Here is a 13,499-nt window from a genome sequence, read left to right as displayed (position 1 = left end):
AAGGAAAGAAACGTATGTATAAGTACACAATTTGTTTCATTAGAAAAGGAAATAAAATACTCTTATTGAATAGAAATAAAAAGCCAAATATGGGAATGTGGAATGGTGTTGGTGGAAAAATTGAAGATAATGAAACGCCATATGAAGGAATAATTAGAGAAACGCTTGAAGAAACAGGCATAGATCTTCCAAGTGTAACGTATAAAGGGAATGTCGTTTTTAAAAGTAAGGACGAGTCTCAGGGGCGTGAAGGAATGTATGTATTCCTTGCTGATCTGCCAGATGGGGTACATATGGACACGCCAGTAAGTATGGCGGAAGGATTATTAGAATGGAAAGAAATTGATTGGATATTAAATAAGGATAATAGAGGTGTAGTGAGCAATTTACCAAAATACTTACCAATAGTATTAACAGAAGAAAATAAGTTAGAGCATATATTCATATATGATAACCGGAATATTATTACTTACACAACTTCATTTTTGACAGAAGATGATGCGAACAAACGGTATGAAAAACAACTCGTTTCTCAATAGAAAAAATATGACAACAATCACTCTTATAATCTAGTAGAGAATATTTTAATAGAGCAATCAGCATTTTTATGTTGATTGCTCTATTAAAATATGTGAGGTGATGATATGTTCCAGAAATGCAATTCATTGACCATAATCGTCATATGTACGATGTTCCTTTTTGTAGCCTGTTCTAAAAGTGATACAGAACTTAAAGACATTCAAAAAGCAGATTACCTCGTATCCTATTCAAATGCCATGAAAGCCGGTAGTTACATATATGCATATGATAAGAAAGGAAATACGATTAGTAAAATGGAAGTAGATGGTCAAAGTATGATAAGCAATGCAAAAGATGAAAAGGGATACTACTTCTCATCAAATAGAAATAACAATCATTATGCAATTGATAAGACTGGTAAGATGCAAGAAATCAGTAGACCGAAACAATTACAAGATGTAAACGCAGGGGCATATTTTATACATGCAGAGCAAGGTTATAAATTTTATGATGTGAACATTGGGCTGGTAGACGAAAAGAAAGGATATACAAGTGAACTCGTATATTGGAAAGAGAATGATAAAAGGCAAGAAAGTGTAGAACTAAAGGGAACGATTCAAGGTGCGCATATTATTGAGAATCATATATACGCATTTTCACAAACGCTAGACAAAGTATATATTTCAGAAATAGATTTGGTCACAAATAAAAAAACAAACGAATTTGAAATTCCTAATGAAAATGTATATTTTGCAACAACTCCTCAAAAAGTAATTTTTCAAAAGTATAAAGATAAATTATTGTTCGTACTAAGTGATAATGTAAATCAAAAGTTACCACCTAAATTAATTATGGTAAATACAAAGACTAGAGTAGTAGAAAAAGAAATAATATTAGACGAAAAGCAATTCATACCTGTTCTAGTGCAGGTGATTGAAGATAAGGTGTATATTTTAAATAATGATGAAAAAGTGAAAGAGCTAGATGAGAACTTGAACATCATACGTACATATTCATTACAAAGTGACAAAAATACAAAAATCACTAGAGAGGACAAAGGGATTTCTGATATACAAGTACATGGTAATAAGTTATACATCTTATACAAAGATATGAATCCAAAGAGTAAAAAGAAACAATTGGTAGCTGAGATTGAAGGATATGATTTGTTAACAGGGGCTAGTATTGAAAAGACTACTTTACAATTAGATAAGAAGTGGGATGATATAACTTTTCTTATTATGAAAGAGTAGAGAACATACGTAAACGGAGCAAAAAGGAGGGGCTTTGCCACCTCCTTTTTGTTAGCTGTGAATCGCCTTAATGATAAATCGATGTTGCTTCACATCAAAATATCCTTTTTGCAAGATGATTTCATGTATACGATATAGTTCCTCATAATACCTTTCGACAGTAAAATCAGGAATTTGCCACGGAATCGCTTTTAAATAATAGACAATAGCGCCAATATCATAAAAGCGTTGGAAAGGGAATTCTTCTTTTGCATCTAAGATAGTAAATTCATTTTCCTCTAACTCACTACATGCCGCTTCAAGCGACCAACTTGCAAATTCGCTATTTAGTGGTGAGCCGAACTGCTCATTCAGTACCGCGCAATCAAGACCACCAACTTGCTGTGTAAGAAAAACTCCATTTGGAGAAAGAATTCGTTTTACCTCAGAGGCAGCATAGGATTCATGTTGATTTATAATGAAATCAAACTGCCCATCTTGAAATGGTAATACAGTATCATTAATCACTTCGACGACTGTAACTCCTAAAGGCTCTAATTTCTTCCGAGCAATTGGCACATTTGGAGCATAACCTTCAGTCGCATAAATAGTTGACGGGAAAGGTTGTAACATAGATAAAAACTCTCCGCCGCCAGTCCCCATATCGAGCATTGATTCTGCATGCTGCATAAGCTGGAAAGCAGTGCTGCCGTATGACCACGATAAGGGCTCGCTCTTCATTCGGCCCGTTTCTGAAATGAAAGAAAAATCCCAGCCACTAAAATTTGTATTGGCACTTTCTAATAAAGTTGAAAATAATGGATCACGTTTCATAATTATGTCCTCCTATTTCGTAAATGAATGATATGATGAGAAAAGAAAAAGGGAGGACCTCTTATGAAAGAGAAGCAGTTTTACGTTTCGTGTTCGAATAGATTCATATAGATTCGCTCCTTGTGAGAATGGTTATTTGTATATTCGGGATAAGTAAGTGAAAGTCCTTTGAATTTGTGAGGGAAAGTTTTGCTGGTCAATAATCGGGCCATAAAATGGGATAGCGCAATACATATTGATTATATGCATTTTCTACATTTTGAATTTTCTTGAATTACCTCTTGAACCTCTAGTTACTTTAGGTTTTAAAATGGGTTTATACTTTTAATAGGGGGATTTACATGAATACGAATAAAAAGTTTTCTATTGGAGAATTCTCGAAAAAAACGGGAATACCAATTCCTACTTTGCACTATTATGATGAAATCGGGTTATTACAACCAGAAAAGAATCCTTCTTCAGGGCACCGCATTTATAAATATCAAGATATTATAACCTTACAAAAAATTATAAGTTTAAAATTTCTAGGCTATAGTCTAGATAAAGTCGCTAATTTGTTACATGAATCAAGCTTTAGCGTTGATCTGAATGAAAGCTTGTCTCTCCATTTGCAAGTGTTAGAAAGAGAACAAGAACAAATTGAGCAATCAATGCAAGTAATTAAAAGAGTAATGAAGTTAGTCGAAGAGGAAGAAGAGGTAGATAGTACTGTATTATTTAGTCTTATTTACGGTATGAATACTGAACATACACACAAAGAATGGACGGAACGCCATAAGTTAACGGATATCGTGGAAGAAATATCAAAGAAATCAGAAGAAGATAAAATTGCTTTGGATAAAACGTTTATTCACTTGTCTAAAAAGGTTAAGCAATTATATGGTAAACCAGTCGAGGATTCGAAAGTACAAGAGATGATTAAGGAATATATTGAAGAGTCTTTTTCATTTCTTAATGAGGATCTGATACAAAAGTTAGCTAATACTAGTGTGGAAGAACTGGATATGCAAGAACTTGAAAATATGATACCTTCGCCTTTCGCAGAAGATGAACAAAAATGGCTTAATGAAGCGATGGAATATTATATGAAGCAAGTAGAAATGGAATAGGGATAGATTTTATGAGCAATGGTAGGTGGTTTAGCTTTATCGAAATAATGCTATAGACCTTTCATTGAAGAAGTGGAATGTTGGAAAAATACGTTTGTTATTGCTGTATTTAAAAGAAAGAAATGCGTATGCTTTATTTTTGAAGCATACGCGTTTTTGTTTAAAATACTCAAAAATAAAAATCTTTTGGTAAAGTATCATTTTTTATTACCGTTCTTAACCCATGTTTTATAATCCAAGGATTAACTGGATGCTGTTTATCACGTAATTGCTGCAACCATTGAAAAACGAATTCTTTATCTTCTTTCGTAATATCGTTAATATGATTGGCTACAGATTTTTGAACATATTTAGAAGGGTCATTCATTAAAGGCTCAAGAAGCTGTAAATTGTACTGAAAGTCACCTTTCAGAGCTCCTATTTTTTTAGCCCAAGGAAGTCTAGGTCTCGTACCTTCAGAAACTAATCTTCTAATGTGACTGTTTTCATCATGAATCCACTTTTGTAATATGTTTAGTGTGTCTTCATGGTATGTTTGAAGAAAAGGCCGAATGGCATATTCAGCAGTATTCCTTTTCGTTATTTCATACATGGCGTTGAATGAGGTTTCAAAATCGTTAAGTCCATATTTTTCAACGTATTTTGCAATAGGCATGTACATATATCCGTTTGTAAATGTGCCTACTTCTGTTGTATTTTCTGGTCCTAATGTTTTCAGTAATATATGTATTGCTTCATTAAAATCTTTTTGTAAAGCATTGTGTAATTCATCTGCCATTACTTCAATACGCTGCTTTAACTCTAAATTTTCAACTTTACATGTTACGGAAGACACAAAGTTTCTTTTAGAGAAAGTAGGATCGTGTTTACAAATAGAATCAGCCATTTTTTCTGCCAATTCTTCGTTAAATAAAAATTTTAATGGAACATATTTACTCATTTTTTCACCTCGGTGGTCAGTTAAAAGCATTTTTATTTTTTAATCGACAATCCATAAACTAAAGTCTCACTCGGAGTCGTAATACTAAAACCTGTCGTTTTATAATCAAGCTTCACCGTATCACCAGTGTAGTCTTTCGTAAATGAATCCATTTGTACGATAAGGTCTGCATCTTCATATACAACATCATCTGCAACATATGTATCCCAAATTAAATCGACATCAACGAAAATACTACAAGAGTTTGTCATTGTCCCTCTAATGCGAATGATTTTTTTATCTTCACGTTCTAATCTATGTATAGCTGCTATTGCTTCATCAGTAATGCGAATGTTCATTGTATCCCAACCTTTATTTATATTTCCTTTATTATTGCAAAAACAGAAGAAATAGGGAAGCAAAGAGGTTTGCAATAAAAAACGAGCAAACAAATTTGTTTGCTCGTCTCCCTTTATTTCAGTTCACATTTATCAAGTGGAATGACTTTTGTTTTTTTCGTAAATTTGTATCCTAACCAAAGTACTAAGAAGAGTGGTAAACCGATGTAAGAAACGAGTACGCCGTTCCAATCGATTGATTCACCCATAAATGCGCCGTAGTTTTGACCTAAAATTACGATGACGCAAAGTGCAAATGCGAAGATTGGTCCGAATGGGAACCATTTTGCTCTATAAGGTAAGTCATTTAAATCTTTTCCTTGTGCGATATATGCTTTACGGAAACGGTAATGACTAATTGCGATTCCAACCCATGCGATAAAGCCAGACATTCCTGATGCATTTAATAACCAAATGTATACAACACCGTCACCGAATAAAGAAGCAATGAAAGCGATACTACCGACAATCGATGTTACGATTAATGCGTTAACAGGTACGCCGCGGCTATCTAATTTACCAAGAAACTTCGGTGCTTTCCCTTGGCGAGCTAAATCCCAAAGCATACGAGTTGATGCATACATACCAGAGTTACCAGCAGATAGTACTGCCGTTAAAATAACAGCGTTCATAACAGAAGCAGCGAAGGCAACGCCCGCTTTTTCAAAAATAAGTGTAAATGGACTTACTGTTACATCACTTGCGGCAAGACTTTCAGTTGTATAAGGAATTAATAAACCGATAACGAGAATCGCAAGGATATAGAATAAAAGGATACGCCAAAAGATCGAACGAATTGCTTTTGGAATATTACGCTCTGGATCAGATGTTTCACCAGCAGCTACACCTAATAATTCAGTACCTTGGAATGAGAAACCAGCTGCCATAAATACACCGATAATTGCCATGATGCCGCCATTAAATGGTGCATCTGCAACAGTGAAGTTTTTAAATCCAACAGTTTCGCCGCCCATAATTCCGAAAATCATCATGAACCCGACAATTAAAAAGATAATAATTGTAGCTACTTTAATAAGTGCAAACCAATATTCAGATTCACCAAATCCTTTAACAGATAAGTAGTTTAAAAGGAAAATAATAGCTAAACATAATCCGCTCCAAATGAGGGAAGGAGTATCAGGAAACCAAAATTTCATAATTAATGTTACTGCAGCTAGTTCAGCAGCAATTGTAATGGCCCAGTTATACCAATAGTTCCAACCAAGTGCAAAGCCAAGTGATGGATCAACAAATTTTGTTGCGTACGTGCTAAAAGATCCAGTAACAGGCATGTAAGCAGCGAGTTCAGCTAAGCTTGTCATTAAGAAGTAAACCATAATTCCAATTGCGGCGTATGCAATTAATGCCCCGCCAGGTCCAGCTGAGTGGATGACACCACCGCTGGCAAGAAATAGTCCGGTACCAATTGTACCGCCGAGAGAAATCATCGTAAGGTGCCTTGATTTTAGACCGCGTCTTAATTCACCTTTTCCTTTTGTAGCTTCTGTTTTAGAGGTAGCTTGATTCGTTGCGCTATTCATGTTCAACACTCCTTTTCTTGTAAGATAGGAAGGAGCGGGGGAGAAAAATACAAAAAACCGCCAAAGGAATTTGGCGGAACGTTTCACAAATAACCACCCCATCATACCCTTCCGTTAAGATAGCACCCCACGTTTACACGGTAATTTTGTAAACGTGACAGTTCTGTTCCTTTCGGAGACAGCCCCAGCTCATATTTCCAGAGAAGAAATATAAACTTCGGCAACTTTTCCTTTCAAACGGAGTCGGTGACTTTCTCTGTGTCTCGTCCGTTTTACTCTTAAAAGTCGCAACCTCTACCTCATCGGATTGATGAGGATTTGATATATTGCTAAGATTTTTAATATATGGCAATTGTAATGAGTTTCTGAATATATTGCAAGATATTTTGTAGGAAAAAATCAAAAAATATCGGTTATTGTATAGGAAACGCTTGCAAAACTCCACCCGAACCTAATATTATGTAACAATAAGCAAAGAAAAAATTGTTATACAAATGTTTCGCAAAAAATATTGAAAAACCCTTCAAAAATTAAAAGAAAATTCAGAAAATATAATTCGACATTCATAATCAGGTCATATTTTTTGATATAATTAGAGTAACGTGTAAGCAAAAAAGGGGAAATCAAAATGAAATTAGAAACAGAAAGGCTCTATATAGTGCCGTGTACAGAAGAGAGTATTCACGTTGCTAACGAGCAAGGATATAATAGTGGCCCACATATTGTAGGGCATGTAGAAAATGTAAAACAAAATAAGGATGTATTACCTTGGGGCGCGTGGTATGTCATTCGAAAAGAAGATGACATCGTTCTAGGTGATATAGGTTTTAAAGGGAAACCAAATGAGGAACATACAGTAGAAGTTGGTTACGGATTTATTGAGAAATACTGGAATAAAGGGTATGCGACAGAAGCTGTACAAGAACTAATAGATTGGGCTTTTCAGACAGGAGAGGTAGAAACGATTATTGCAGAGACGCTCCTTGATAATTATGGTTCGATTCGTGTGTTAGAGAAGTTACATATGAAAAGGGTAGATTCGACAGAAACAATGATGAATTGGAAAATAGAAAAAAACCGCTCGAAGTAAGTTGAGCGGTTTTTAGTAATTAAGGTAGCATCTGTTTTTGATCATTCGGATATTGGGCTGTTGATGCGTTAGAACGATTGGAATGATTGCGAACAGCAATGAAAATAGAAATAATAACGACAAGACCAATTGCCACGTAAGAAAGTGAAATAATAGTTGGATCCACTTTAAATGTAGTAAGTAGTGTACGAATGTTTGTAAAGATAATAAGGCCACCAACTAATACGCCAAGTAAATGAGAAGGGACGATGCGCACTAACCACGCAGCGATTGGTGCTGCGACAATACCACCAAGCATTAACGCAAATACCCAAACCCAGCTTACTTGTTCCCAGCCAAGTGAGATGAAGAAGCCAATTGTTGCAGCGAGTGAAACAGGAAATTCACTCGTATCTACAGATCCAATAACTTTTCTCGCTTCATTTCCTCTTGCTAGAAGAACAGGTGTCGTAATCGGTCCCCAGCCACCGCCACCAGTTGAATCAACGAATCCAGCGAATAAGCCAAGTGGCACAAGTTGTTTAGCTGACATACGTTTATTTGAAGTAACAATCTGTTTTTGAATAATGAATCGTAATAAAATATAAACTCCTAAAGTAAATAAAAATAAGGAAATGTACGGTTTAATGACATCGCCAGGTAAATTACTTAAAAAACATGCGCCAACAAATGCACCAATTGCTCCTGGTAATGTAAGCCTGGAAACGGTGTATTTATCAACGTTCCCAAATTTGAGGTGAGATGCACCAGAAGCGGCGGTTGTAACAACTTCAGCTAAATGAACAGATGCGGAAGCTACAGCCGGTGCGATACCAAACATTAGTAAAAGTGAGGTAGACGTTACCCCGTACGCCATTCCAAGCGCTCCATCGATTAATTGAGCGAAAAATCCAATAATAGCAAAGACAATTAATTTCTGCATAAAAAATCCCCCTGTAATAGTAAATGAAAAAGGCACTTTTCCCGTGTGAGAAAAGTGCCTTTGGTTTTTCCAATCAGCAATATTGAAATTTGTTTCATTATAATACATATTAATCGTATAAATCAACTAGGTTTTAAAGTTTTTTGAATTGAATGAAAGAAAAATAAAATATACAATAAAAGGATGGAGAGAAAGGGGAGAAAGACATGTTACGATTTGATCATCTCGTTCACGCAGTTCATGGCACACCGGAGGAAGCGGCAAAACAAATGCAGGAACTTGGATTTCATACGGCACTAGGCGGAGAGCATACTACTTGGGGTACTTGGAATAGTTTAAGTTATTTTGATTTATCATACATAGAATTTTTAGCAGTTCAACATGAAGAAAAAGCGAAAGAAGCAGAAAATCCGTTAGTACAAGAAACGGTAGTGAAATTACAAGATGGTGAAGGGATGCTGCAAATCGCAATTCGAACAGATACCATTGAAGAATTAGCAGATAAGTTTAGTAAATACGGTTTACAAACAATAGGACCATTTGAAGGGAAACGTATGAGAAAAGATGGCCGCCTTTTAGAATGGAAAATGTTATTTGTAAAGCAAGAAGAGAATGGGCCGAAATTACCTTTCTTTATACAGTGGAATGAAACGGACGAAGAAAGAAGAAATGATTTACGTAACATTGGCACGATCACTGAACATAAAAACAAAGTACAACAAATTGAAACGATTCATTACGCAGTGAAAAATGTTCGAGAAACAGTACGGAAATGGAAAGCAGTCATGGAGCTAACTGCAACTCCAGTCATGAAAAATGAAGAATGGAATGCGGAGTGTCAAAGTGTATCGTTTGGTGACATTCAAGTACAGTTTTGTGAACCGATTGGAGAAGGTCTAGTACAAGAATACATAAAGAATTATGGTGAATATCCATTTGCAGTAGAATTTAAAGGGGAAAATAAACGAGAGTATGAAGTGTTAGGTAGTTTGTACATATATTGATAGAGGTGAACGCTTTGGAAGAAATACTTAGAGAGATAGAGAGAAAACTAGAATGGCCTCGTATTGTAAAGTGTACAGCTATTTCAAAAGGTTTTTCACATGAAGAGAAATATAAAATAAAATTAGAAAATAGAGTAACATATTTTGTAAAAGTATGTGATGCTGTTTATTTTGAACGTAAACAAGAAGAATATACGTATATGAAACAATTAGAGTTATTACATATTCCAACGCCGAAGTTAATTCATTTCATAAAACTTGAGGAATTAAATAAATGTGTTCAAGTATTTGAATGGGTCCAAGGTGTAAATGGTGAAGAGGGCTTAAGTAAGCTATCGGCGGAAGAACAGTATCATGCAGGAAGAAAAGCAGGAGAAGTATTAAAGAGGATTCACTCGATAGAAAAAGAAAGTGCAAGTAATAAATGGAAAACATCTAGATGGAATAAATACGAAAGATACATAGAGGCATTAGCCAATTACGAAGTGAATTTTCTAGATTTGAAGCCAGTATTAACCTTTGTAGACAATCATAAAGACTTATTAAAAAATCGTCCAATCACATTTTTACACGATGACTTCCATCCAGCAAATAGTATGATTCATAATAAGGAATTTATCGTTATCGATTTTGGTGGATATGATTTTGGCGATCCTATACACGATTTTTATAACGTAGCGATTTTTACTACAAGAATAAGCAAACCATTTGCGGTTGGACAAGTCCATGGTTATTGCGGAGGGGAACCATCACTTCATTTTTGGAAACTGTACTCATTATATGCAGCAATGACATTCCCAGCTGATATCGTATGGACAAACCGAAGCACGCCGCATTTAGTAGATAATATGAAGGAAAGATTGAACCAAATTTTAGAAGATCATAATCAATTTTCATCCTATATTCCAAAATGGTATCAATCAAGTGAATTTAATAAATAACGGAGGAATTTATATGGAAAAAATAGCAGTAATTTCAGATATACATGGTAATATTCCAGCTTTAGAATCTGTACTACAAGACATTAAATTGAGAGGAATCAAACGCATAATTTGTCTTGGAGATTTAGTAGGGAAAGGTCCTCATTCTAGCGAAGTAATTGAAATCATTCGTAAAGAATGTGAAGTAGTCGTAATGGGAAACTGGGATGATTTTATTACAAAGCCGACTGAATTTGAAGCATTAAAATGGCATCAAAAACAACTATCGGAAGAACAAAATGACTATTTAAGAAGCTTGCCATTTTCAATCGAGTTTTATATGAGTGGAAAACTCATTCGAATGTTTCACGCTTCACCGAGAAGTTTATATGAAAGAATACAACCACACGCTTCAAGAGAAGAGCGTATTAGTATGTTCGAAAACAGTGAGCTCGCGGAGAATATAGAAGAAGAAAGAAAACCAGATGTCGTTTGCTACGGTGACGTTCACCAAGCATTCGTTCAAAATTTCAGAGGGAAAACGTTATGTAATGCTGGTAGCGTAGGAAATCCGCTTGAAATTACACAAGCTTCCTATTTAATATTCGAAGGGATTTACAATGAAAAAGAAGCAGCGAGCTTTTCCATACAACTCGTACGTGTACCGTACGATATTGAATTAGCTATCAGGCTGGCAGAAGAGCTCGATATGCCAGAAATTGAAGAATACAAACAAGAGTTACGGACTGCTGTATATCGAGGGTTTAAGGGGAAGTAAGCTAATCAAAATATATCAACGATTTTTCAAATATATCTATCGTAACTTAAAATATATCAACGATTTTTTCGATTTATCGACGATTCGACATAGGATATCGACTTACCGACAAATAGTGACATATAAAGTTAATTATAATTTTGTTATGTAAACTAAATGAAGGGGGAAATATCATGAGCCGAAAACAACAAATTAAAGAAATTGTAGATCATATTTTAAAATTAAACTTAACTCACCCAACAAGAGTTGGAGTAAGCGGTATTACAGCATCAGGAAAAACAACATTTGCAAACGAAGTAGCGGAAGAAATACACAATCAAAAGTATATGTATAGCCTTTTATTAATAGTTATAATTCTCGTATAATTATATTAGCTTTAGAAAGTGAAAAACGGGGGATAAGGCAATAAGAAACGCAAAAAGGGGAGAAAAAATAGAATGAATGAAGTACTAGAATTAAAAGAAGAATTACTACAAATTAAAAATAATAATTATGCTGTACCAGAAGACGTAGATGCTTATCCATATGCGCAGTGGATGCTAGATTATATCGGATCACCAGATGCTGAATTACGCGATGATTTAATTTATAGTACGCTTCACACATGGATTACAAATGATGTATTTAGACAAAAAGAATTACGGGGATTAATGCTACAAGCAATTAGTCCTGATTATTTATTTTATAAAATTGGTGAAAAGGGAACAGACTCTGTTTTTAAACGTGCATTCTCTGTATTAATTCCACCACTTATTTTATCTGTTCATGAAAGAGAACCGTTGTTATCAGAAGAACAACTATACAGCGTAGCAGAACAAGTGCTGGAATATGTATATTTAGAAGAAGATGTAAGAGGTTATGTAGAAGGAAAAGGATGGGCACACTCTACTGCACATGCAGCAGATGCGCTCGATGCGTTAGCACGTACAATACAAAATCGTGAGTTTTCATATGCGATTCTTGCAGCTGTTCGTCAGAAAGTTCGCCTAAATGACTATGTTTACATACACTTTGAGGATGAGAGATTAGTAACGCCAATTATGTCGTTACGTAATCAAAATCTTTTAACAGAAGAAGAGTGGAGCAACTGGTTACATAGTATAGCAATTGTTGAAGACATCCCGCATCCTCAGTATGATATTTTAGTACAAAATATTAGAGCTTTCTTAAGAAGTTTATATTTTAGAGTTTTAGAGACAGAGGGTAGTACAGCCTTTACAGATGATATTTTGGAAACTTTGAAGGATTTGCGTAGGTATTAAAAATCCATTTTGCTAAAAGGAAATTACATAAAACCAGCACCTCCCAACCATACTAATAAAATGTGTTGGAGGTGAGTTTAATGGACAAAAAAGATTTTGAAAAAGTGTATAATGATTATTTATATCAAGGAGAAGAACAAGCTCAATTCGAAGTAGACCATGAAGTTAATACAGGAGCAGAACAAATAGTTGCAGTTCGTAAAAATGATGATGGGGATTTAATTGCTTTTAAAACAAGTAGCGGGAGAGAGTTAGATTATATGACTGCTCTTAGTGAAGCAAAATCAGGGAAGTTAGCTCATGTGGACGTATTTCATAAGTATGGCAGAGATATTATACGTAGCGAACCTGATGGAATAAAAGAAAATAACTTAGATAATTTACCTTCATTTTAAACGGGTAAACCCCAAGAAGAGAATGTTCATTTGGATATTCTCTTCTTTATTTTACGAAGTTTTTCTTGCAAATAGACGGTTCATTTTTAACGTGCGATAAAACTTTTAAAGAGTGCTCTAAATTTTTCTTTATCTTCTGCTGTAAATGGTTTCGGTCCCTTTGTACGTTTACCACTTTTTCGAACCATTGCACTTAAATATCGTGTTTGTAACAATTGTTCAATGTTATCATTCGTATACTTATAGCCTTTATGGTGTAGTACGATACAACCTTTTGCTAAAGCAAGCGAAGCAAGACCGTAATCTTGTGTTATGATTAAATCTTCTTTTTGGGCTAACTGCATAATTCGGTAATCCGCAGCATCTGCTCCAGAATCAACATAAATTGTTTCCACGCCTTTTGGTTGCTCTGCATTAGAATAATGAGAAAAGCTTGTAACGAGGGTAACAGGAATTTCTGCCTTCGTAGCTTCAAAAATAATTACATCTTTTACAGGGCAAGCATCTGCATCAACATAGATTTTCATTGGTATCACTCCTATAACTAGGTTCGTGTTGATGATAATGGTAGATTTA

The 13,499-nt window shown here is 34.9% G+C and carries 16 protein-coding genes and 1 riboswitch; of the genes, 10 read left to right on the top strand and 6 right to left on the bottom strand.

Annotated features, from left to right (window positions below):
• The first annotated feature begins 14 nt into the window (after positions 1-14).
• Positions 15-539, top strand: coding sequence for an NUDIX hydrolase (locus BAQ46_RS26510; RefSeq protein WP_071743148.1), 525 nt, complete (start codon positions 15-17; stop codon positions 537-539).
• 105 nt (positions 540-644) lie between these two features.
• Positions 645-1,772 (top strand): hypothetical protein, encoded by a 1,128-nt coding sequence (locus BAQ46_RS26505; protein WP_071743104.1) that lies wholly within the window; start codon positions 645-647, stop codon positions 1,770-1,772.
• A gap of 51 nt (positions 1,773-1,823) precedes the next feature.
• Here BAQ46_RS26505 and BAQ46_RS26500 read toward each other — a convergent pair whose 3' ends face one another.
• Positions 1,824-2,585 carry a class I SAM-dependent methyltransferase gene (locus tag BAQ46_RS26500; protein ID WP_071743102.1) on the bottom strand — a complete coding sequence of 254 codons (762 nt, stop codon included), beginning with the start codon at positions 2,583-2,585 and terminating at the stop codon, positions 1,824-1,826.
• 341 nt (positions 2,586-2,926) lie between these two features.
• On the opposite strand from BAQ46_RS26500, the gene BAQ46_RS26495 reads away from it, so the two are divergent.
• Complete coding sequence (locus tag BAQ46_RS26495) at positions 2,927-3,694, top strand: MerR family transcriptional regulator (RefSeq protein WP_071743099.1); 768 nt, start codon at positions 2,927-2,929, stop codon at positions 3,692-3,694.
• Positions 3,695-3,863: 169 nt separating this feature from the next.
• Here the strand turns inward: BAQ46_RS26495 and BAQ46_RS26490 are convergent, their stop codons facing one another.
• The 3 genes from BAQ46_RS26490 to BAQ46_RS26480 form a co-directional block, all read right to left on the bottom strand.
• Complete coding sequence (locus BAQ46_RS26490; RefSeq protein WP_071743097.1) at positions 3,864-4,634, bottom strand: DNA alkylation repair protein; 771 nt, start codon at positions 4,632-4,634, stop codon at positions 3,864-3,866.
• Between the two features lie 32 nt (positions 4,635-4,666).
• On the bottom strand, positions 4,667-4,972 hold the full coding sequence (locus tag BAQ46_RS26485; RefSeq protein ID WP_001026161.1) for an iron-sulfur cluster biosynthesis family protein: 306 nt from the start codon (positions 4,970-4,972) through the stop codon (positions 4,667-4,669).
• A gap of 113 nt (positions 4,973-5,085) precedes the next feature.
• Positions 5,086-6,552: an amino acid permease gene (locus BAQ46_RS26480; protein ID WP_001083374.1), complete on the bottom strand. Its 1,467-nt coding sequence runs from the start codon at positions 6,550-6,552 to the stop codon at positions 5,086-5,088.
• A gap of 112 nt (positions 6,553-6,664) precedes the next feature.
• Positions 6,665-6,857, bottom strand: a riboswitch (Lysine riboswitch).
• Between the two features lie 323 nt (positions 6,858-7,180).
• On the opposite strand from BAQ46_RS26480, the gene BAQ46_RS26475 reads away from it, so the two are divergent.
• The gene (locus BAQ46_RS26475) at positions 7,181-7,642 is read left to right on the top strand and encodes a GNAT family N-acetyltransferase (protein WP_000764625.1); all 462 of its coding nucleotides are present in this window, start codon (positions 7,181-7,183) and stop codon (positions 7,640-7,642) included.
• 19 nt (positions 7,643-7,661) lie between these two features.
• Here the strand turns inward: BAQ46_RS26475 and BAQ46_RS26470 are convergent, their stop codons facing one another.
• On the bottom strand, positions 7,662-8,564 hold the full coding sequence (locus tag BAQ46_RS26470) for a sulfite exporter TauE/SafE family protein (RefSeq protein ID WP_071743095.1): 903 nt from the start codon (positions 8,562-8,564) through the stop codon (positions 7,662-7,664).
• Positions 8,565-8,770: 206 nt separating this feature from the next.
• Here BAQ46_RS26470 and BAQ46_RS26465 point away from each other — a divergent pair, with 206 nt between their 5' ends.
• The 6 genes from BAQ46_RS26465 (at position 8,771) to BAQ46_RS26435 (ending at position 12,923) form a co-directional block, all read left to right on the top strand.
• Complete coding sequence (locus BAQ46_RS26465) at positions 8,771-9,568, top strand: VOC family protein (protein WP_071743092.1); 798 nt, start codon at positions 8,771-8,773, stop codon at positions 9,566-9,568.
• Positions 9,569-9,582: 14 nt separating this feature from the next.
• Positions 9,583-10,509: an aminoglycoside phosphotransferase family protein gene (locus BAQ46_RS26460; protein ID WP_071743091.1), complete on the top strand. Its 927-nt coding sequence runs from the start codon at positions 9,583-9,585 to the stop codon at positions 10,507-10,509.
• A 13-nt stretch (positions 10,510-10,522) separates the two neighbouring features.
• Positions 10,523-11,266, top strand: coding sequence for a metallophosphoesterase family protein (locus BAQ46_RS26455; RefSeq protein ID WP_071743089.1), 744 nt, complete (start codon positions 10,523-10,525; stop codon positions 11,264-11,266).
• Between the two features lie 173 nt (positions 11,267-11,439).
• Positions 11,440-11,631, top strand: coding sequence for a nucleoside/nucleotide kinase family protein (locus BAQ46_RS26445; protein WP_071743086.1), 192 nt, complete (start codon positions 11,440-11,442; stop codon positions 11,629-11,631).
• Between the two features lie 72 nt (positions 11,632-11,703).
• The gene (locus tag BAQ46_RS26440) at positions 11,704-12,528 is read left to right on the top strand and encodes a DUF2785 domain-containing protein (RefSeq protein WP_001006678.1); all 825 of its coding nucleotides are present in this window, start codon (positions 11,704-11,706) and stop codon (positions 12,526-12,528) included.
• Positions 12,529-12,608: 80 nt separating this feature from the next.
• Positions 12,609-12,923 (top strand): DUF3892 domain-containing protein, encoded by a 315-nt coding sequence (locus BAQ46_RS26435; protein ID WP_000358184.1) that lies wholly within the window; start codon positions 12,609-12,611, stop codon positions 12,921-12,923.
• Between the two features lie 86 nt (positions 12,924-13,009).
• On the opposite strand, the gene BAQ46_RS26430 is transcribed toward BAQ46_RS26435, so the two are convergent.
• Positions 13,010-13,450, bottom strand: coding sequence for a YaiI/YqxD family protein (locus BAQ46_RS26430; RefSeq protein WP_000708750.1), 441 nt, complete (start codon positions 13,448-13,450; stop codon positions 13,010-13,012).
• Positions 13,451-13,499: the final 49 nt, after the last annotated feature.

It is taken from the genome of Bacillus paranthracis (genome assembly GCF_001883995.1).
GTDB classification, from domain to species: Bacteria; Bacillota; Bacilli; order Bacillales; family Bacillaceae_G; genus Bacillus_A; species Bacillus_A paranthracis.
This window is presented reverse-complemented; position numbering and strand designations above follow the sequence as displayed.

Coding starts and splice junctions, on each gene's coding strand:
- BAQ46_RS26510 (WP_071743148.1), top strand. CDS start 15: ATGTATAAGTACACAATTTGTTTCATTAGAAAAGGAAATAAAATACTC.
- BAQ46_RS26505 (WP_071743104.1), top strand. CDS start 645: ATGTTCCAGAAATGCAATTCATTGACCATAATCGTCATATGTACGATG.
- BAQ46_RS26500 (WP_071743102.1), bottom strand. CDS start 2,585: ATGAAACGTGATCCATTATTTTCAACTTTATTAGAAAGTGCCAATACA.
- BAQ46_RS26495 (WP_071743099.1), top strand. CDS start 2,927: ATGAATACGAATAAAAAGTTTTCTATTGGAGAATTCTCGAAAAAAACG.
- BAQ46_RS26490 (WP_071743097.1), bottom strand. CDS start 4,634: ATGAGTAAATATGTTCCATTAAAATTTTTATTTAACGAAGAATTGGCA.
- BAQ46_RS26485 (WP_001026161.1), bottom strand. CDS start 4,972: ATGAACATTCGCATTACTGATGAAGCAATAGCAGCTATACATAGATTA.
- BAQ46_RS26480 (WP_001083374.1), bottom strand. CDS start 6,552: ATGAATAGCGCAACGAATCAAGCTACCTCTAAAACAGAAGCTACAAAA.
- BAQ46_RS26475 (WP_000764625.1), top strand. CDS start 7,181: ATGAAATTAGAAACAGAAAGGCTCTATATAGTGCCGTGTACAGAAGAG.
- BAQ46_RS26470 (WP_071743095.1), bottom strand. CDS start 8,564: ATGCAGAAATTAATTGTCTTTGCTATTATTGGATTTTTCGCTCAATTA.
- BAQ46_RS26465 (WP_071743092.1), top strand. CDS start 8,771: ATGTTACGATTTGATCATCTCGTTCACGCAGTTCATGGCACACCGGAG.
- BAQ46_RS26455 (WP_071743089.1), top strand. CDS start 10,523: ATGGAAAAAATAGCAGTAATTTCAGATATACATGGTAATATTCCAGCT.
- BAQ46_RS26445 (WP_071743086.1), top strand. CDS start 11,440: ATGAGCCGAAAACAACAAATTAAAGAAATTGTAGATCATATTTTAAAA.
- BAQ46_RS26440 (WP_001006678.1), top strand. CDS start 11,704: ATGAATGAAGTACTAGAATTAAAAGAAGAATTACTACAAATTAAAAAT.
- BAQ46_RS26435 (WP_000358184.1), top strand. CDS start 12,609: ATGGACAAAAAAGATTTTGAAAAAGTGTATAATGATTATTTATATCAA.
- BAQ46_RS26430 (WP_000708750.1), bottom strand. CDS start 13,450: ATGAAAATCTATGTTGATGCAGATGCTTGCCCTGTAAAAGATGTAATT.